Below are 18,735 nucleotides of genomic sequence, written 5' to 3' on the forward strand. Positions count from 1 at the left end.
TTCACTCAGCTGAGCCGACGTCAGCCGTTACGCTTCCAGCGCGGCTTGTCGTCGCGGCGGCCGGTCGTGCCCGAGCCGGTGCCACGGTGGTCGTCACGGCGGCCGAACGGGCGGTCGTGGCCGCCGGAGCGGAAGCCCGGACGGTCGTCGCGGCGGTCACGGTTGAACGGACGGTCGCTGCCCCGGTGGGTGGACGGACGCTCGTCACGACGGTCGCGGTTGAAGCCGCCCGACTGACGGTCGTCGCGGTTGAAGCCGCCCGAGGGACGGTCGTCACGGCGGAAACCGCCGGAGGGACGCTCGTCACGACGGTCACGGTTGAAACCGCCCGAGGGACGGTCGTCACGGCGGAAGCCACCGGAGGGACGCTCGTCACGACGGTCGTCGCGGCGGAAACCGCCCGCGGGGCGGTCGTCACGACGCTCGAAGGAACGGCCACCGCGGTCGTCACGGCGGTCGCGGTTGAAGCCACCCGACTGACGGTCGTCACGACGCTCGAAGGAACGGCCGCCCCGGTCGTCACGGCGGTCGTCACGGCGGAAACCGCCGCGGTCGCCGTCACGACGGTCACGGCTGAAGCCGCCCGAGGGACGGTCGTCACGGTTGAAGCCGCCACGGTCGTTGTCGCGACGCTCGAAGGAACGGCCACCACGGTCGTCGCGACGGTCGTCACGGCGCTCGTAGTTGCCCCGCTCGTCACGACGCTGACGCGGCTGCTCGTACGCGGGCTGCTCGGCGGCCGCGGCCTCGGCCGGAGCCTCCGCCACGGCGTTCTGCTCGACGACGGCCTCGGCGGCCGCGACGACGGCCGCCTCCGGGTCCTCGCCACGCTCACGCGCCACGCGGGCCACCAGACGGTCGGCCTCCTCGCGCAGCTCGGTCGCACGCCGCTGCGCGCGCTCCAGCTCCTTGGTGAGCTCGGAGACCTCACGCTCGGCCTGCTGCGCGGCGTTGCCCGCGGACTCGGCCTGGACCTCCGTCATCGAGCGGGCACCGGTGATCTCGGCGACCTCCGGCTCGAAGGCGGCGCCGCCCTGGATGATGTGACGCCCGGCGTCGACGCCCGCGTCCTCCATCAGACGGAAGATCTGACGGCGCTGGTGCGGCAGCGAGAGGGAGACGACCGTGCCGGTACGGCCGGCCCGCGCGGTGCGGCCGGCGCGGTGCAGGTAGTCCTTGTGGTCACCGGCCGGGTCCACGTTGAGCACCAGGTCGATGCCGTCGACGTGGATACCGCGGGCGGCGACGTCGGTCGCGACGAGCGCGTTGACGTAACCGTCCTTGAAGTCGGCCAGCGTGCGGGTCCGCGCGCCCTGGGTCATGCCGCCGTGCAGCGCGTCCGCCTTCACACCGGAGTCGCGCAGCTGCTCGGCGATACGGTCGGCGCCGAGCTGGGTGCGGACGAAGATGATGGTGCGGCCCTTGCGGGAGGCGATCGCGGCGGTGACCGGCGCCTTGTCCTTGGGCTTCACGATCAGGATGTGGTGCGACATGGTCGTGACGTTGCCCTGGGCGCTGTCGACCTCGTGCGTGACGGGGTTGCTCAGGTAGCGCTTGACCAGCGTGGAGATCTCGTTCTCCATCGTGGCGGAGAACAGCATCCGCTGGCCGCCGCCGGGGATCTGGTCGAGCAGCTCGGTGACCTCGGGCAGGAAGCCCAGGTCCGACATCTGGTCGGCCTCGTCGAGGACGGCGATCTGCACGTTCTCGAGGGAGCAGGCGCCGCGGTTGATGATGTCGCGCAGCCGGCCCGGGGTGGCGACGAGGACGTCGACGCCGCGCTCGAGGGCGTAGATCTGGTTGCTCATCGACGTACCGCCGCAGACGACCTTCATCTTCAGGCCGAGGACGTCGCCGTAGGGCTGGAGCGCGTCCGCGACCTGCATCGCCAGCTCACGCGTCGGCGTGAGGATGACGGCGCGCGGCTTGCGCTTCTCGGTGTGCCCGCCGGCCAGCGTGGCCAGGGTGGGCAGACCGAAGGAGAGGGTCTTGCCGGAGCCGGTGCGGCCGCGGCCGAGGATGTCCTTGCCGGCCAGGGCGTCCGGGATGGTCGCGGCCTGGATCGGGAAGGGGCTGGTCACGCCGTTCTGCGCGAGCTTGCGCACGACGCCCTCGGGGAGGCCGAGGTCGGCGAAGGTGAGTTCGGGGGTCTCGGGCGCCTCGGGGGTCTCGTCGGCCGCCTGGACTGCTGCTGCCTCGAGGGCCTCAGCGGTCTCGACGGTCTCGGTGACCTCGATCGCCTCGAGGGTGATCGGCTCGTCGTTGTTCTCGGGCACGACGGAGTGATCAGTACTGGAAATGGACATGCGAATGCGAAACCTTCCGGAGTCTCAAGTCGGCACGCGCCCGTCAACTCCGTGTTCGCATTGCACTACGACCGCCTCTATGCGGTCAGCCACGGCAAGGGAGAGTACGCGCCACACGGCGCGCTCTGCGGTGGCGCCGGGCAAATGGGATCAAACGATCTACCACTATAAGCACCCTGGCCACCGAAGGCAAACCGGGCCTCATCACCGCAGCTCAGCGGCCATCCCGGCGGCCGTCCCGGCACCGCTCGCCTAGGCGGGCGTGCCCGCCTCCGGCGCCGGCTCCCGGTCCACCAGCTGCGCCGCCGCCCCGCCCTCGCCCTCGTGCGCCGAGGACGACGGTTCGGCGACCGTCGGCTCCGGCGTGGGCGACGGCGGCTCCGGCGTGGGCGCGGGCGGCTCCGGGTCCGGCGAGCGCGTGGGCGCGGGCGGCTGCGCCCCGGTCGGCGTCGGCACCCCGGGCTGCTCGCTCGTCCCCGGCCGCACCGCCCCCGCCGAGGCCGGCGCGCTCCGGCCCGCCGACGGCGCGGCCGGGGCGGACGCCGAGGCGCCCGCCTCGCCCTTGCCGCCCTTCCCGTGCCCGTGCTTGCCGTCGCCGCCCGCGGCGTCCCACCCGAAGCCGCCCCCCGCGCCCGCCGAGACCCCGCCCGGGGCCTCACCGCCCCGGTGCCCCGCCGAGTGCGACGGCTCGGCCCGGCCGTCCTCGTCGTGCCCCACGCTCATGCAGCCGGCGGCGGCGGCGACGGCCAGGGCCGTCGCGGCCAGACGAACGGGTACGTACAAGGGGCGCACGGGGCCACCTCCGGGGCAGGCGTAAGGAGTCGAAGTGTCCAACTCCCGGCGCCCGCAAGAAGACACGCGCCGACGCGCGCCCCTGTGCCGTACGGCTCAGCCGTAGCCGAGGGCGTGCAGCCGCGCGTCTCAGCCGTAGCCGAGGGCGTGCAGCCGCGCGTCGTCGATGCCGAAGTGGTGGGCGATCTCGTGCACCACCGTGACCTCCGTCTCCTCGACGACCTCCTCCCGCGTCGCGCACATCCGCAGCGTAGGCCCCCGGTAGATCGTGATCCGGTCCGGCAGCACACCGGCGTACCACTCGCCGCGGTCGGTCAGCGGGGTCCCCTCGTACAGCCCGAGCAGCTCGGGATCGTCCGCCGTCGGCTCGTCCTCGACGAACACCGCGACGTTGTCCATCAGCCGCGTCAACTCCGGCGGAATCCGGTCCAGCGCCTCGGCGACCAGTTCCTCGAACTCCTCGCGCGTCATCTCCAGCACAGGCCCATTGTCCGGTACGAGGCGGTCGGGGGGAGGTCACGAACCGTCCGCATACCAGCGCCCGGACCGGGGCATAGGGCACCAATGGTCCGCGCCCGTCTCCCCACCGCAGTCCTGAAGCGCCGCAAGCCCGCCCGGAGCGGTGACCCGGTCCCCGAACTCGCCGCCCGACCCAACCCCTGGATCCGCGCTCTCGGCCTGACCGCCGTGGTCCTCATCGGCGCCTGGCTCGGCCTGCTGATCGTCGGGGACGTCCGCGTGTCGGTCGGTCCCATGAACACGACGATGACGCTGCGCCCGTCGGTCACCGGCGGCACGAAGATCAACATCTCTCCGCTCGGCGCGCTCAGCCTGGACAGCCACATCGCCCCGGTCCGCCTCGACGTGAACGTGGACCAGCTCGACCCCGAGCGCTCCCAGGCCCTCGTCGACCACCCCGAACGTCTCTCCGGCCTCCAGGACGAGGTCGCGCGTGACATCGAGCACGGCACCCTCGACCTCGCGCTCCGCTCCTGCGTCGCCGTGGTCTCCGGCGCCACGGCGCTCGGCCTCGCCGTCTACCGCCGCCCCCGCCGCGCCCTCGCCGCCGGCGGTCTCGCCCTGACCCTGCTGGGCGCGTCGGGCGCGACCGCGTACGCCACCTGGAACCCCGACTCGGTGCTGGAGCCCCGGTTCTCCGGCCTGCTGTCCTCCGCGCCCTCGCTCGTCGGCAACGCGCGCAGCATCGTCACCGAGTTCGACGTCTACCAGCGGGAGCTCGCCCGCCTGGTCACCAACGTGACCAAGCTCTACGACGTCACCTCCACGCTCCCCGCCTTCCAGCCCGACCCGACGACGGTCCGCGTCCTGCACGTGTCCGACATCCACCTGAACCCGGCGAGCTGGAAGATCATCGCCTCGCTCGTGGAGCAGTACAAGGTCGATGTGATCGTCGACTCCGGCGACACGATGGACCACGGGTCGGCGGCCGAGAACGGCTTCCTGGACCCCATCGCCACCCTGGGCGCGCCGTACGTCTGGGTCAGGGGCAACCACGACTCGCTCGTCACCCAGCGCTACCTGGAGGGCATGAAGAACGTGCACGTCCTCGACGACGGCCGCGCGGTCACGCTCGCCGGGCTGCGCTTCGCGGGCATCGGCGACCCCCAGTTCACCCCCGACCGCTCCTCCGCGCCGGGCGCCGAGGAGTCCCAGGAGGCGGCGGGCGCCCGGCTGGCCCAGGCCCTGCGCATCCAACGGGACGCCGGTACCCCGGCGGACGTGGCCATCGCCCACGAGCCCTCCGCCGCCCGGGGCACGGACGGCGAGGTGCCCCTGGTGCTGGCCGGCCATCTCCACCACGAGGACACCGAGGTCATGAAGAAGGGCACCCGGCTGCGGGTCGAGGGCTCGACCGGCGGCAGCGGCCTGCGTGCCGTGGAAGGCAAGTACCCGGACCCCATCGAGGCGTCGATCCTCTACTTCGACCGCGACACCCGCCGCCTCCAGGCCTGGGACGAGATCAAGCTCGGCGGCCTGGGTCTGACGACGGCCGAGGTCAGCCGCCACCTCCCGAAGGAGAACCTGCCCGGAGCCGTCCCGTCCCCGAGCCCTTCCCCGACGCCCTCCCCCAGCCCGCCGCTGAGCCCCTCCGTCAACCCGTCCGCCAACCCGTCCGTCAGCCGCTCCGGAAGCCCCTCCGGGGCGGCCCCGTAAACCGTTTTGGCGATACCCCCCGCCATCCCATATGCTCATGACGTCCCCGACGCGCTGAGAAGCGCCCAGGCGGGCCGATAGCCCTCATCGTCTAGCGGCCTAGGACGCCGCCCTTTCAAGGCGGTAGCACGGGTTCGAATCCCGTTGGGGGCACGCAACACCGTGTGCGACACTGTCGTACACAACAGCTTGGTCCTGTGGAGCAGTTTGGAGTGCTCGCCACCCTGTCAAGGTGGAGGCCGCGGGTTCAAATCCCGTCAGGACCGCTGAGGTTTCACGTGAAACCTCGTGGCTGGGTAGCTCAGTTGGTACGAGCGATCGCCTGAAAAGCGATAGGTCGCCGGTTCGACCCCGGCCCCAGCCACAAGAACGAAAACCCCCTCCGGGTGACCGGAGGGGGTTTTCGTCGCTGTGCGCGGGACGCGGCGGCGCCAAAAGCACTCGCCCGTTCTTTCGCCAAGATGAGATCCTGGATCGCGTATGTCTACGCACCCCACTCCCAGCGCCTCCGTTCCGGGCACCCCCGCCCTCGGCGACCTCGCCCCCCGCCTGACCGAGCTGTCCCTGCGCGACGCGCACCGGCTCGGGCGCAGGCTCGAAGGCGCGCGCAAGATCCGCAAGCCGGAGGCCCGTGCCGCCGTCCTCGCCGAGATCGAGGCGGAGGTCGCCCAGGTCGAGGAGCGGATGGTCCGGCGGCGCGGCCGGGTGCCCGCCGTCTCGTACCCCGAGCAGCTCCCGGTCAGCCAGAAGAAGGACGAGATCGCGGCCGCCATCCGTGATCACCAGGTCGTCATCGTCGCCGGTGAGACAGGTTCCGGCAAGACCACCCAGATCCCCAAGATCTGTCTCGAGCTGGGGCGTGGCGTCCGCGGCATGATCGGGCACACCCAGCCCCGCCGGATCGCCGCCCGCACGGTGGCCGAGCGGGTCGCGGAGGAACTCGGCACGCCCCTGGGCGAGGCCGTCGGCTGGAAGGTGCGGTTCACCGACCAGGTGAACCCGGACGCCACCTTCGTGAAGCTGATGACGGACGGCATCCTCCTCGCGGAGATCCAGACCGACCGTGAGCTGCGCGCGTACGACACGATCATCATCGACGAGGCCCACGAGCGGTCCCTCAACATCGACTTCCTGCTGGGCTACCTCGCCCAGCTGCTGCCCCGCCGCCCGGACCTCAAGGTCGTCATCACCTCGGCGACCATCGACCCGGAGCGGTTCTCCCGGCACTTCGGCGAGGCCCCGATCGTCGAGGTCAGCGGGCGGACGTATCCGGTGGAGGTCCGTTACCGGCCGCTCCTCGAAGAGGACTCCGAGGACTCCGACCGCGACCAGATCACCGCGATCACCGACGCCGTCGAGGAGCTGATGGGCGAGGGGAAGGGCGACATCCTCGTCTTCCTCTCCGGTGAACGGGAGATCCGCGACACCGCCGACGCGCTGGACAAGAAGAAGTACCGCTTCACGGAGGTCCTGCCCCTGTACGCCCGGCTCTCGCACGCCGAGCAGCACCGGGTCTTCCAACAGCACACCGGCCGCAGGATCGTTCTGGCGACGAACGTGGCCGAGACCTCCCTGACCGTCCCCGGCATCAAGTACGTCATCGACCCCGGCTTCGCCCGGATCAGCCGCTACAGCCACCGCACCAAGGTCCAGCGGCTGCCCATCGAGCCGATCTCGCAGGCCAGCGCCAACCAGCGCAAGGGCCGTTGCGGCCGGACCAGCGACGGCATCTGCATCCGGCTCTACGACGAGGACGACTTCCTCGCCCGGCCGGAGTTCACCGACGCGGAGATCCTCCGTACGAACCTGGCGAGCGTCATCCTCCAGATGACCGCGGCGGGCCTCGGCGACATCGAGAAGTTCCCCTTCATCGATCCGCCGGACCACCGCAACATCCGCGACGGCGTCCAGCTGCTCCAGGAGCTGAACGCGCTGGACCCGTCCGAGAAGGACCCTCGCCGGCGGCTCACCCAGACCGGCCGCAAGCTGGCCCAGCTGCCCGTCGACCCCCGCCTCGCCCGCATGGTCCTGGAGGCCGACAAGAACGGCTGTGTGCGCGAGGTCATGGTGATAGCCGCCGCGCTGTCCATCCAGGACCCGCGTGAGCGCCCCGCCGACAAGCAGACCCAGGCCGACCAGCAGCACGCCCGCTTCAAGGACGAGACCAGCGACTTCCTCGCCTATCTCAACCTGTGGCGGTACGTCCGCGAGCAGCAGAAGGAACGGGGTTCCTCCTCCTTCCGGCGTATGTGCAAGCAGGAGTACCTGAACTTCCTGCGCATCCGTGAGTGGCAGGACATCTACACACAGCTCCGCACGGTCGCCAAGCAGATGGGCATCCATCTGAACGAGGAGGACGCGCCCGAGCAGAGCGTCCATGTCTCGCTCCTCGCCGGCCTGCTGTCGCACATCGGCATGAAGGACGTGAAGGACGGCAACAAGAACGAGTACCTGGGTGCGCGGAGCGCCAAGTTCGCGATCTTCCCCGGCTCGGCCCTGTTCAAGAAGCAGCCGCGTTTCGTGATGTCCGCCGAGCTGGTCGAGACGAGCCGCCTGTGGGCCCGGGTCAACGCGAGGATCGAGCCGGAGTGGGTCGAGCCGCTCGCCGGCCACCTGCTGAAGCGGACGTACAGCGAACCGCGCTGGGAGAAGGACCAGGCGGCCGTCATGGCCGACGAGAAGGTCACGCTCTACGGCGTCCCGATCATCGCACAGCGCAAGGTCAACTACGGCCGGATCGACCCGGAGACCTCCCGCGACCTGTTCATCCGCAACGCGCTGGTCGAGGGCGACTGGCGCACGCACCACAAGTTCTTCGCCGACAACCGCCGGCTCCTCAGCGAGGTCGAGGAGCTGGAGCACCGCGCCCGGCGCCGGGACATCGTGGTGGACGACGAGACGCTGTTCGACTTCTACGACCAGCGGGTGCCCGAACACGTCGTGTCCGGCGCGCACTTCGACTCCTGGTGGAAGCACAAGCGGCACGAGACGCCCGACTACCTGGACTTCGAGCGGGAGATGCTCATCCGGGAGTCGGCCGAGGCGGTCACCAAGGCCGACTATCCGGACTCCTGGCGGCAGGGTCAGCTGAAGTTCCGGGTCACCTACCAGTTCGAACCGGGCGCGGACGCGGACGGCGTGACCGTCCACATCCCGCTCCAGGTCCTCAACCAGGTCACGGACGAGGGCTTCGACTGGCAGATCCCGGGTCTGCGGGAGGAGGTCGTCACGGAGCTGATCCGTTCCCTCCCCAAGCCGATCCGCCGGCACTACGTACCGGCGCCGAACTTCGCGAAGCGCTTCCTGGACCGGGCGGTGCCCCTCCAGGAGCCGCTCACGGCGACCATGGCGCGTGAGCTGAAGCGCATGGTCGGCGTCCCGTTCGAGGCCGACGACTTCGACTGGTCGCGGCTCCCCGACCATCTGAGGATCACCTTCCGGATCGTCGACGAGCGGCGCCGCAACCTGGCCGAGGACAAGGACCTCGAAGCCCTGAAGCTCCGGCTGAAACCGAAGGCGAGACAGGCCATCTCACAGGCGGCCGCGGCCATCGCCGAACGGCAGGGCGGCGAGTCCCTGGAGCGTTCGGGCCTGACGGACTGGACGATCGGCTCGCTGGCCCGCGTCTTCGAGACCCGCCGCGCGGGCCAGCCGGTGAAGGCCTACCCGGCGCTCGTCGACGACGGGGACACCGTGTCCGTACGCCTCTTCGACACGGAGGCGGAGCAGGCGGAGGCGATGTGGAAGGGCACCCGCCGGCTGATCCTGCGTTCCATCCCGGTCAACCCGGCAAAGTTCGCATCCGAGAAGCTGACGAACGCCCAGAAGCTCGCGCTGTCCGCGAATCCGCACGGTTCGATCCAGGCGCTGTTCGACGACTGCGCGATGGCGGCGGCCGACCGGCTGATCGCCGACTTCGGCGGTCCGGCCTGGGACGAGGAGTCCTACCGCAAGCTCTACGACAAGGTGCGCGCCGAGATCGTCGACACGACGGTGCGGACGGTCGGACAGGTGCAGCAGGTCCTGGCCGCCTGGCAGGCCTGTGAGCGCCGTCTGAAGGGCGTACGCAGCCCCGTGCTGCTCGCGAACCTGGCGGACGTGCGCGAACAGCTGGACGCCCTGGTGAAGCCCGGCTTCGTGACCTGGGCGGGGCTGCGCCGGCTGCCCGACCTCATGCGCTACCTGGTGGCCGCCGACCGGCGTCTCCAGCAGATGCCGACCGGCGTCCAGCGGGACACCAGCCGCATGGAGAAGGTCCACGAGATGCAGGACGAGTACGCGTGGCTGCTGGAGCAGCTGCCGCAGGGCCGGCCGGTCCCCCGGCAGGTCCTGGACATCCGGTGGATGATCGAGGAGCTCCGGGTCAGCTATTTCGCCCACGCGCTGGGCACCGCGTACCCCGTCTCCGACAAGCGGATCGTGAAGGCGATCGACGCGATGGCGCCGTGACGGCTCCCGTACGGAGGGTGAGTTCGACCGGCGGGCTCACCCTCCTGTACAGTCCTTCTCGCAGCACAGCGCAACATCAAGTGCCGCAAAGCCTGGTCCTGTGGAGCAGTTTGGAGTGCTCGCCACCCTGTCAAGGTGGAGGCCGCGGGTTCAAATCCCGTCAGGACCGCAGTGAAAGAGTGAACAGAGAGCCCGGATCCCAGGATCCGGGCTCTCTGCGTTGTCCGCCGTTCTCTTGACGCCGTCACTTTCCGCCGGTACCCCAGAAGCCAGGGCCCGTTCCCGCGTGGCCCCGACGGAGGTGGGGCATGGCGGCATCGGTCAGGCACGAGACGCGGGCACTGCTTCGCGCGCACCTGTCGGCCGCGACCCCTTACCGGCATCTGACCCGTCACTGTCCGATCTGCCACCGCTTGCTGCGGCTGGCGATGGACGGCGCCCCACGGGGCTCCCAGGCCCCTGAGGAGGCCGTGGAGGGCGAGATCCCCCCGCCCGCGTGATCGGCGCCCCCGTGGGCGCCCGGAGCGTCCACGCGCGCGCCAACGGCCTTGCCCGCGTGGGGCGCTGGGGCGCGAACTCCCCTCTAGCGCACATGAGTCAGGGGCAACAAGACTCCTGTCATGTGACGGGTGTCACGGCATGAGTTTTGAAAACCCGGGTTCTTACTGCACTCCTACAACTGGTCAATTTTATATGTGCAATTGCACCACTCCGGAGGATGCCCCCCGGAACCCTCCCAGAGCCTCCTCAGACTCCGACAAGGACGCTCACAGAGCCACCTGATACAACCGGTGGAGCACCCCCGAGCGGTCGCAAGCACACAAAAAAGATCGCGCTGGACCCGGCGGAGTCCAGCGCGATCGACGACGTTCCGTGTGGGCGAGGGGCCTGTTGGGGCAGGACCCACGTCGCTTGTAGCTAGGTTTCGGGCGTCCGAACAGGTTGGGGGACCTGACGTGTTGCCCGGTTATTCACTTGTCAGGCCTCGCTGCGCTGCTGCGGGATACCCGCAAGCAGTGCGCGGACCTCGGCCTCGCGATAACGGCGATGTCCGCCGAGCGTACGAATCGATGTGAGCTTGCCGGCCTTCGCCCACCGCGTGACCGTCTTGGGGTCGACGCGGAACATGGTGGCGACCTCAGCCGGGGTCAGCAGCGGCTCAGCATCAGGGGTGCGAGCGGTCATGAGCGGCCTCCTCGGGAGAACCGAACCTTCTCGGTTCTTTCCTCTAAATTCTGCACCTTGACCCGCGTTGCCCGAAATGGCGGACGCGAGTCGAGTCGGTTATAGGACGAACGGCTTGTCCTCGGCACTACAACTACACCATCCGTCCAGCCGCGTCGGCCAAACCGATGGAATTGCCCCCCAGGTGTTCATCGGCGACGGAAGCCGATGGACCATGCCATAGCGGACAGTCACGCCACTGTGACGATCAGTCACAGGGCGATCAGGAGGCATCAGACCCCCCAAAGCGCTGCAATGCTGAGATTTCCCCCCACAGTGGAGCATAAGCAGGCGGACGGAGCCCTCCCCGGACTCCTTGTCCTATTTTGGCACGAGGAGGGGCAAGCGACGCAAGGGCCGTGTACGTGCGTTCCATCACCCTTGCGACATAAGCCCGGATCGGGACCTACGTCCCGTCAGTTCCGTGAAGTGCGGTTGACCGTACGCTGTTCCCCTGCTTCACGGCCGTGACGTACGTCACTACTGAAAGCGCTGTCGCGTCTGTCACACCGTCAGTTCACAGCGAGGGCACCGGGTCGGCGGCGCGAGGAACCCCCCGGCGGCATCAGGAGGCCGCGGCGGGCGTCAGTTCGCCGAGCGCCGCTCCCGGACCGACCGCCACCGCTCCACGAGCCGTCCGTACGCCGCGCCCGCCGCCGCGCCGTCCCCGATCCGCAGCGCCTCGATGCCCTCGGCCACGTCCTTCGCCGAGTGGTCGTCCTCCAGATCACCGGCCGGCAGCACATGCACCAGACCGCCGTAATCCAGTTCCACCAGCGAACGCGGGTGGAACTCCTCGAGCCAGCGCCCCACGTCCACGAGACCGTCGATGAGCGGCCCCTCGTCCATGGCGTCCTTCAGCGTCCGCAACGAGCGGGCCACCCGGCGCCGGGCCTGCACCATCGGTGTGCGGTAGCGCAGCACGGGGGCGACCTCCGCGGTCCCCTTCTCGTACTCCCGCTCCTCGTCGGAGACGAGCACGAACCAGTTGAGCGGCACCTGCCAGACGGCCGATCGGATCCACGGGCGGGCGTCGGGGTTGCGTTCCAGCCACCGCTCGTGGTCCTTGGCCGCCTCCAGGCGCACCACCTCGGGCAGCGCCGCGTCCAGGACCGTCCGGGGCAGCTCGTCGGAGGGTTCCGCGAGGGCCAGCCAGCCGCGCAGCCGGGTACGCCACGGGCAGACGCAGAGCACCCCGTCCACCTGGGCCAGGAAGGCGTCACCGCTCTCGTGCACGGGCACCGCGACCGGCGGGGTGGGCAGCAGGTCGGCCAGCGAGCGGCGCAGCTCCTCCTGGTAGGAGGGGAGCTCGGGACGCCCGGCGTAGCGCGCCCAGTGGCTGCGCTCGGGCTCGGGGAAGGCGGCCAGCGGCTCGTACACGCGCAGATAGACCGCGTACGGAACGACCACCGAGGACACCTTGGGCACGCCTGCTCCCTCCCCCTTCGGCCGACCGGGAAACCCTGCGAATCGTCCCACGGCGGTACTCCGGGAGAAGGTGATCCCCCACACTGTGGGATCGGCGGGCCACGCAGGCTCTACTCTCAGTCCACAGGCCCCGCCACCCTTACGGTGCCTGTGTCCCGATCGTCGCTCGATACCCGGGAGTCACCACAGTGACCGACGTTTCCGGCGCACCTGCTGATGTACTGCACACCCTGTTCCACTCGGACCAGGGCGGTCATGAGCAAGTCGTGCTCTGCCAGGACCGCGCCAGCGGCCTCAAGGCCGTCATCGCCCTCCACTCCACCGCTCTGGGCCCCGCCCTCGGCGGTACCCGCTTCTACCCGTACGCGACCGAGGCGGAGGCCGTCGGCGACGCGCTGAACCTCGCGCGCGGGATGTCGTACAAGAACGCCATGGCCGGTCTGGACCACGGCGGCGGCAAGGCCGTGATCATCGGTGATCCCGACACGATCAAGACCGAGGCGCTGCTGCTCGCGTACGGCCGTTTCGTGGCCTCGCTCGGCGGCCGGTACGTGACCGCCTGCGACGTCGGCACCTATGTCGCCGACATGGACGTCGTGGCGCGCGAGTGCCGCTGGACGACCGGGCGCTCGCCGGAGAACGGCGGGGCGGGCGACTCGTCCGTGCTGACCGCCTTCGGCGTCTACCAGGGCATGCGCGCCTCCGCGCAGCACCTGTGGGGCGATCCGTCGCTGCGGGGCCGCACGGTCGGCATCGCGGGCGTCGGCAAGGTCGGCCACCACCTGGTGGAGCACCTGCTGGCGGAGGGCGCCCGGGTCGTGATCACGGACGTGCGCCAGGAGGCCGTGCGGCGGATCGCCGAGAAGCACCCCTCGGTGGGCGTGGTCGCCGACACCCGGCACCTGATCGAGGTCGACGGGCTCGACATCTACGCGCCCTGCGCGCTCGGCGGTGCGCTGAGCGACGACTCCGTGCCGGTGCTGACGGCGAAGATCGTCTGTGGCGCGGCCAACAACCAGCTCGCCCACCCGGGCGTGGAGAAGGACCTCGCCGACCGCGGGATCCTCTACGCACCCGACTACGTGGTGAACGCCGGCGGGGTCATCCAGGTCGCCGACGAGCTGCACGGCTTCGACTTCGAGCGGTGCAAGGCGAAGGCCGCGAAGATCTTCGACACCACGCTCGCCATCTTCGCGCGTGCGAAGACGGACGGGATTCCGCCGGCCGCCGCGGCCGACCGGATCGCCGAGCAGCGGATGCACGAAGCCGCTCAGGCGCGCGGCTGGTGACCTTGGCGTAGGGCCCCGCGGAGGCCCGTCCGCGGGTTTCGGCGGTACCGCCGGGTGGAAAGTTGGAGAGAACTCTCACTCTTCCCGGCGGGTCGGCCGCCGATAAGTGGTTAAAATCGCCACTGACCAGCGAGGACGGGGCGACCGAAAGGTGCTGCGCACACGCGCGTGCTACGGGCGACGTACCGTACGGGCGTGGGCTCAGGTACCGTGGGAGCCCTACGACGGGCTCTCCATGGAGGGACCGTCCTGGATCATGAACGCGTGTCAACCTGGGGCCGTCGAGCCCCGTCGTTGAGGGGGTCGAGCCATGGGGCGCGGCCGGGCCAAGGCCAAGCAAGCGAAGGTCGCCCGCCAGCTGAAGTACAACAGCGGCGGGACAGATCTCTCACGCCTGGCCGAAGAGCTGGGCGCATCGCCATCGAATATTCCGCCGAATGGTGAGCCATTCGAGGACGATGACGATGACGATGAGCAGGACGACGACCCGTACGCACGGTACGCCGAGCTGTACGGGGACGACGACGAGGATGACGGCGAGGATTCCTCGCAACACCGTCGCGGCGCTTGACCTTGTACTGAGCACCCGCCCGGTCGGCGACTTCGGTCACCGACCGGGTCTTGTGCTGCCTACGCGGTCACGGGCCCGCCCGGAGGCAGGCCCGCCCGGTCATCGGCCGGCGTAGTCCCCGACGAGCTCCGCGCCCGTCGGGTGCTCGCCGCGTTCGGTGATCTCGCCGGCGACCCACGCCTCCACGCCGCGGTCGGCCAGCGTCGCCAGGGCCACGTCCGTGGACTCCTCGGGGACGATCGCCATCATGCCGACACCCATGTTCAGGGTCTTCTCCAGCTCCAGGCGCTCGACGGAGCCGGTCCGGCCGACCAGGTCGAAGATCGGGGCCGGGGTCCAGCTGGAGCGGTCCACGACGGCGTGCAGCCCGTCCGGGATCACCCGGGCCAGGTTGGCCGCGAGGCCGCCGCCGGTGATGTGCGAGAAGGCGTGGACGTCCGTGGTGCGGGTGAGCGCCAGACAGTCCAGCGAGTAGATCTTGGTGGGCTCCAGGAGCTCCTCGCCGAGGGTGCGGCCGAGCTCGTCGATCCGCGCCTCCAGGGACAGCCCGGCCTGCTTCAGCAGGACGTGCCGGACCAGGGAGTACCCGTTCGAGTGAAGGCCGGAGGCCGCCATGGCGATCACGGTGTCACCCGTGCGGATACGATCCGGGCCGAGCAGCCGGTCGGCCTCCACGACGCCCGTACCGGCGCCGGCCACGTCGAAGTCGTCCTCGCCCAGCAGACCCGGGTGTTCGGCCGTCTCGCCGCCGACCAGGGCGCAGCCGGCCAGCACACAGCCCTCGGCGATGCCCTTGACGATGGCGGCGACCCGCTCGGGGTGGACCTTGCCGACGCAGATGTAGTCGGTCATGAACAGCGGTTCGGCGCCGCACACCACGATGTCGTCCATGACCATGGCGACCAGGTCGTGGCCGATGGTGTCGTACACGCCGAGCTGACGCGCGACGTCGACCTTGGTGCCGACACCGTCCGTGGCGGAGGCGAGGAGCGGACGCTCGAAGCGCTTGAGGGCGGAGGCGTCGAAGAGGCCGGCGAAGCCGCCGAGGCCGCCGAGGACCTCGGGGCGCTGCGTCTTCTTCACCCACTCCTTCATCAGCTCCACGGCGCGGTCGCCCGCCTCGATGTCGACTCCGGCGGCCGCGTAGGACGCACCGGCGGAACCGCCCGGCGCCGGAGGGGACTGATCAGACACAGAAGACATTGCCTGGGATCTTTCGGGTTGGTGAAACGGGGCTCTGCGGCGCTACGGGCGACGGATGGCGTCAGCCGCCGCCGTGGCTGCGGGTCCCGCGGCCAGCTCGGTCTCCAGGAGCTGCTTACCGAGCAGCTCGGGGTCCGGGAGCTCCATCGGGTACTCGCCGTCGAAGCAGGCGCGGCAGAGGTTCGGCTTGGCGATGGTGGTCGCCTCGATCATGCCGTCGATGGAGATGTAGGAGAGGGAGTCGGCGCCCAGGGAGGTGCCGATCTCGTCGATGGTCATGCCGTTGGCGATCAGCTCCGCGCGCGTGGCGAAGTCGATGCCGAAGAAGCAGGGCCACTTCACGGGCGGCGAGGAGATCCGGATGTGGACCTCGGCCGCGCCCGCCTCGCGGAGCATGCGGACCAGGGCCCGCTGGGTGTTGCCGCGCACGATCGAGTCGTCGACGACGACCAGCCGCTTGCCCTTGATGACTTCCTTCAGCGGGTTCAGCTTGAGCCGGATACCGAGCTGGCGGATGGTCTGCGAGGGCTGGATGAACGTCCGGCCGACGTACGCGTTCTTCACGAGACCCGCGCCGAAGGGGATGCCGGAGGCCTCCGCGTAGCCGATGGCCGCCGGGGTGCCGGATTCCGGGGTCGCTATCACCAGGTCGGCGTCGACCGGCGCTTCCTTGGCCAGCTTGCGGCCCATCTCCACGCGGGAGAGGTACACGTTCCGGCCGGCGATGTCGGTGTCCGGGCGGGCGAGGTAGACGTACTCGAAGACACAGCCCTTGGGCTTCGCTTCCGCGAACCGGGAGGTCCGCAGTCCGTTCTCGTCGATGGCGATGAACTCGCCGGGCTCGATCTCACGGACGTAGGCGGCGCCGCAGATGTCCAGGGCGGCGGACTCGGAGGCCACCACCCAGCCGCGCTCCAGACGGCCGAGGACCAGCGGGCGGATGCCCTGCGGGTCACGGCCGGCGTAAAGGGTGTGCTCGTCCATGAAGACGAGCGAGAAGGCGCCCTTGACCTGGGGAAGGACCTGGTGGGCCGCCTCCTCGATGGTCAGCGGCTTGCCGTCCTCGTCGACCTGGGCCGCGAGCAGCGCGGTGAGCAGGTCGGTGTCGTTGGTCGCCGCGACGCGCGGGCTGCGGCCCTCCTGCTTGGGCAGGTCGGCGACCATCTCGGCGAGCTGGGCGGTGTTGACGAGGTTGCCGTTGTGACCGAGCGCGATCGAGCCGTGCGCGGTGGCACGGAACGTCGGCTGGGCGTTCTCCCACACGGAGGCGCCGGTGGTCGAGTAGCGGGCGTGTCCGACCGCGATATGACCCTGGAGCGAACCGAGCGAGGTCTCGTCGAAGACCTGGGACACGAGGCCCATGTCCTTGAAGACGAGGATCTGGGAGCCGTTGCTGACCGCGATCCCCGCGGATTCCTGACCCCGATGCTGGAGGGCGTAGAGCCCGAAGTAAGTGAGCTTGGCGACCTCTTCACCGGGAGCCCAGACCCCGAAGACGCCGCAAGCGTCCTGGGGGCCTTTCTCGCCGGGGAGCAGATCATGACTGAGTCGACCGTCACCACGTGGCACGCCACCGAGTGTAGGCGAGATCGACCACTGGTCCGAATTGGGGATACTCACCGGTAACTCGATCTTGCGTCGGCCGCCCTCCCCATGATCGACTCATTTTCGCAGGTCAATGGCCGGATATGGTGATCCATCCGCCGGTCGGGCGGGCCCCCGGGGGGACCGCCCCGGGGCCCGTTCCGCGGGGGCGAGTGAGGTGTCGCACACCGTCGGGGCCGACGGGCACGCTCCGGTCGGGCCGGGGAGCCGCCCGCGGGTCATTTCCTGCTCAGCAGGACCCGATCGCCGTCGGCCGTGGCGAGCGTCAGCGTGCTGCCGTCGACCTCGGTGCTGAGGGCGCCCTCGGCGAGGGTGCCGGCCAGTGTGCGCTCGAAGCTCATCGGCTGAGCCGCGCAGGCCATCCTGGTCGACCTGGCATCGCTGAAGCGGACGCTGTCGCCCTCGACGGCCGCCTTGGCGGTGAAGTTGTTGCAGCCGTAACTGCCCGCCGCCTTGCCGTCCCGGATCTCGACGTGCGCGCCGGTCGGGGCCCGGTGGGTGGTGCCGTCCACCGTGACGCTGTCGACGGTCCAGCGGACCCCGGTGACGGGCTGCTCGGCGCTCACCGCCCCGCTGCCGGGCTGCTCGCCGTCCGCCTTCTCGCTGCCGCAGGCCGCGGCGAGCGGGATCAGCAGGACGGCCGCCGTCAGCGTCAGGCGCCGCCGGTACGGGTGCGTGGGGCTGTGCCTCTGCCGGTACATGCCGCTTCGACGGGACGGGTGGGGCGATCGGTTCCACCCGGGGTCGGATTCAGGACAGCTTTCGGGCCGGGTTTCAGGACATGAGAGGCAGCAGCGCGGCGAGGTCGGCCCGCTCGCCGCTCGCCGCGACCTTCGCCCCGTCCACGGCGTCCGACCAGCTCACCCGGCCGGTCGCCAGCCGGATCCAGGTCAGCGGGTCGGTCTCGACGACGTTGGGCGGGGTGCCCCGGGTGTGCCGGGGGCCCTCGACGCACTGCACGACGGCGTACGGCGGGATCCGCACCTCCGTCGCGCCGCCGGGAGCCCGGGCGGCCAGGGCGTCGGCGAGCAGCCGGGTGGCGGCGGCGAGCGCCTGACGGTCGTACGGGATGTCCGGGCCGGGAAGGGCGGCGTTCAGGTCGTCGGTGTGGACGACGAGTTCGACGGTCCGGGTGACCAGGTAGTCGGCGAGGGTCATCGCGCCGGTGCGGGCCGCGAGGAGCCGGTCGCCGGGGGCGCCGGCGAGATCCTCGGCGAAGCGCTCCTCGGTGCGGGCGAACAGGGCGTCCAGGTCGGGATGCGCGGCGGCGAGTTCCCGGGTGCCGTCACAGATGTCGGCGGCCCGCCGCGCGGTGGCGAACGGCCACTCCAGGAGGGTCAGTTCCGCCTTCGGCGGCTCGTCCCGGTCGAGGTTGCGGCTGACGGTCGCCACCGCCATGGTCACGTGCGCGGCCAGGTCCCGTACGGTCCAGCCCGCCAGCCGCGTGGGCAGCGCGAGCTCCTCGGGGCCGAGACCGGCGACGGCCCGCCGCACGTTCCCGAACTGCGCGGTGACGGCGGCGCGGATCTTGGCGGGGTCGTAGGCGCGGGGGCGTTTCCTGGCCGGGGGCATGGCGGTGAGCCTAGTGGGCGCCTCTGACACCGGGACCGGTCCGTCCGGCGGGTCCGGCCGCGCCCCCCGGGGTCACACCGAAGGCCCCGCCCGTGGAGACGGGCGGCGCCCCCCGGGGTCA

Annotated in this window: 14 protein-coding genes and 4 tRNA genes; 9 read left to right on the forward strand and 9 right to left on the reverse strand. The window is 70.4% G+C overall.

The annotated features are described in order from the left end of the window. Positions 1 to 20 precede the first annotated feature (20 nt). From AOQ37_RS13225 to AOQ37_RS13235, 3 genes are all read right to left on the reverse strand, one after another. The gene (locus tag AOQ37_RS13225) at positions 21 to 2,306 is read right to left on the reverse strand and encodes a DEAD/DEAH box helicase (protein ID WP_062644579.1); all 2,286 of its coding nucleotides are present in this window, start codon (positions 2,304 to 2,306) and stop codon (positions 21 to 23) included. Between the two features lie 252 nt (positions 2,307 to 2,558). Next, positions 2,559 to 3,098 (reverse strand): hypothetical protein, encoded by a 540-nt coding sequence (locus AOQ37_RS13230; protein ID WP_062644581.1) that lies wholly within the window; start codon positions 3,096 to 3,098, stop codon positions 2,559 to 2,561. Positions 3,099 to 3,227: 129 nt separating this feature from the next. After that, entirely contained in the window at positions 3,228 to 3,578 is a 351-nt protein-coding gene (locus tag AOQ37_RS13235) for a metallopeptidase family protein (RefSeq protein WP_062644583.1), read from the reverse strand. Between the two features lie 84 nt (positions 3,579 to 3,662). On the opposite strand from AOQ37_RS13235, the gene AOQ37_RS13240 reads away from it, so the two are divergent. The 7 genes from AOQ37_RS13240 (at position 3,663) to AOQ37_RS41260 (ending at position 10,222) form a co-directional block, all read left to right on the forward strand. After that, positions 3,663 to 5,273, forward strand: coding sequence for a metallophosphoesterase family protein (locus tag AOQ37_RS13240; protein WP_062644585.1), 1,611 nt, complete (start codon positions 3,663 to 3,665; stop codon positions 5,271 to 5,273). Positions 5,274 to 5,353: 80 nt separating this feature from the next. Beyond that, positions 5,354 to 5,426, forward strand: a tRNA-Glu gene (locus AOQ37_RS13245). Between the two features lie 38 nt (positions 5,427 to 5,464). Continuing rightward, a tRNA-Asp gene (locus tag AOQ37_RS13250) sits at positions 5,465 to 5,539 on the forward strand. Between the two features lie 24 nt (positions 5,540 to 5,563). Continuing rightward, positions 5,564 to 5,637 (forward strand) — tRNA-Phe (locus tag AOQ37_RS13255). 116 nt (positions 5,638 to 5,753) lie between these two features. Further along, positions 5,754 to 9,722: an ATP-dependent RNA helicase HrpA gene (gene hrpA, locus AOQ37_RS13260; protein WP_062644587.1), complete on the forward strand. Its 3,969-nt coding sequence runs from the start codon at positions 5,754 to 5,756 to the stop codon at positions 9,720 to 9,722. A 94-nt stretch (positions 9,723 to 9,816) separates the two neighbouring features. After that, positions 9,817 to 9,891 (forward strand) — tRNA-Asp (locus tag AOQ37_RS13265). Between the two features lie 139 nt (positions 9,892 to 10,030). Then, complete coding sequence (locus AOQ37_RS41260) at positions 10,031 to 10,222, forward strand: DUF6274 family protein (RefSeq protein ID WP_062644589.1); 192 nt, start codon at positions 10,031 to 10,033, stop codon at positions 10,220 to 10,222. Positions 10,223 to 10,700: 478 nt separating this feature from the next. On the opposite strand, the gene bldC is transcribed toward AOQ37_RS41260, so the two are convergent. Beyond that, complete coding sequence (gene bldC / locus AOQ37_RS13275; protein WP_003949541.1) at positions 10,701 to 10,907, reverse strand: developmental transcriptional regulator BldC; 207 nt, start codon at positions 10,905 to 10,907, stop codon at positions 10,701 to 10,703. Between the two features lie 624 nt (positions 10,908 to 11,531). Then, positions 11,532 to 12,374 (reverse strand): DUF8083 family protein, encoded by an 843-nt coding sequence (locus tag AOQ37_RS13280; RefSeq protein WP_062644591.1) that lies wholly within the window; start codon positions 12,372 to 12,374, stop codon positions 11,532 to 11,534. 188 nt (positions 12,375 to 12,562) lie between these two features. Between AOQ37_RS13280 and AOQ37_RS13285 the strand changes: the two genes are divergently transcribed. Both AOQ37_RS13285 and AOQ37_RS13290 read left to right on the forward strand, forming a co-directional pair. After that, positions 12,563 to 13,663, forward strand: a complete 1,101-nt coding sequence (locus AOQ37_RS13285) for a Leu/Phe/Val dehydrogenase (RefSeq protein WP_062644593.1) — start codon at positions 12,563 to 12,565, stop codon at positions 13,661 to 13,663. A 310-nt stretch (positions 13,664 to 13,973) separates the two neighbouring features. Beyond that, positions 13,974 to 14,234 (forward strand): DUF3073 domain-containing protein, encoded by a 261-nt coding sequence (locus AOQ37_RS13290; RefSeq protein WP_020131270.1) that lies wholly within the window; start codon positions 13,974 to 13,976, stop codon positions 14,232 to 14,234. Between the two features lie 99 nt (positions 14,235 to 14,333). Here AOQ37_RS13290 and purM read toward each other — a convergent pair whose 3' ends face one another. From purM to AOQ37_RS13310, 4 genes are all read right to left on the reverse strand, one after another. Continuing rightward, positions 14,334 to 15,437 carry a phosphoribosylformylglycinamidine cyclo-ligase gene (gene purM / locus AOQ37_RS13295; protein WP_062644595.1) on the reverse strand — a complete coding sequence of 368 codons (1,104 nt, stop codon included), beginning with the start codon at positions 15,435 to 15,437 and terminating at the stop codon, positions 14,334 to 14,336. A gap of 42 nt (positions 15,438 to 15,479) precedes the next feature. Next, the gene (gene purF / locus AOQ37_RS13300; RefSeq protein WP_062644596.1) at positions 15,480 to 17,006 is read right to left on the reverse strand and encodes an amidophosphoribosyltransferase; all 1,527 of its coding nucleotides are present in this window, start codon (positions 17,004 to 17,006) and stop codon (positions 15,480 to 15,482) included. Between the two features lie 254 nt (positions 17,007 to 17,260). Beyond that, positions 17,261 to 17,743, reverse strand: coding sequence for an META domain-containing protein (locus tag AOQ37_RS13305; RefSeq protein ID WP_062644598.1), 483 nt, complete (start codon positions 17,741 to 17,743; stop codon positions 17,261 to 17,263). A 73-nt stretch (positions 17,744 to 17,816) separates the two neighbouring features. Then, a complete protein-coding gene (locus tag AOQ37_RS13310) occupies positions 17,817 to 18,614 on the reverse strand; it encodes a maleylpyruvate isomerase family mycothiol-dependent enzyme (RefSeq protein WP_062644600.1) in 798 nt (265 codons plus the stop codon). Positions 18,615 to 18,735: the final 121 nt, after the last annotated feature.

The sequence above is a fragment of the Streptomyces maremycinicus genome (genome assembly GCF_001184025.1).
GTDB lineage: Bacteria > Actinomycetota > Actinomycetes > Streptomycetales > Streptomycetaceae > Streptomyces > Streptomyces maremycinicus.

Coding starts and splice junctions, on each gene's coding strand:
- AOQ37_RS13310 (WP_062644600.1), bottom strand. CDS start 18,614: ATGCCCCCGGCCAGGAAACGCCCCCGCGCCTACGACCCCGCCAAGATC.
- AOQ37_RS13305 (WP_062644598.1), bottom strand. CDS start 17,743: ATGTACCGGCAGAGGCACAGCCCCACGCACCCGTACCGGCGGCGCCTG.
- purM (WP_062644595.1), bottom strand. CDS start 15,437: ATGTCTTCTGTGTCTGATCAGTCCCCTCCGGCGCCGGGCGGTTCCGCC.
- AOQ37_RS41260 (WP_062644589.1), top strand. CDS start 10,031: ATGGCGGCATCGGTCAGGCACGAGACGCGGGCACTGCTTCGCGCGCAC.
- AOQ37_RS13225 (WP_062644579.1), bottom strand. CDS start 2,306: ATGTCCATTTCCAGTACTGATCACTCCGTCGTGCCCGAGAACAACGAC.
- bldC (WP_003949541.1), bottom strand. CDS start 10,907: ATGACCGCTCGCACCCCTGATGCTGAGCCGCTGCTGACCCCGGCTGAG.
- hrpA (WP_062644587.1), top strand. CDS start 5,754: ATGTCTACGCACCCCACTCCCAGCGCCTCCGTTCCGGGCACCCCCGCC.
- AOQ37_RS13240 (WP_062644585.1), top strand. CDS start 3,663: ATGGTCCGCGCCCGTCTCCCCACCGCAGTCCTGAAGCGCCGCAAGCCC.
- AOQ37_RS13290 (WP_020131270.1), top strand. CDS start 13,974: ATGGGGCGCGGCCGGGCCAAGGCCAAGCAAGCGAAGGTCGCCCGCCAG.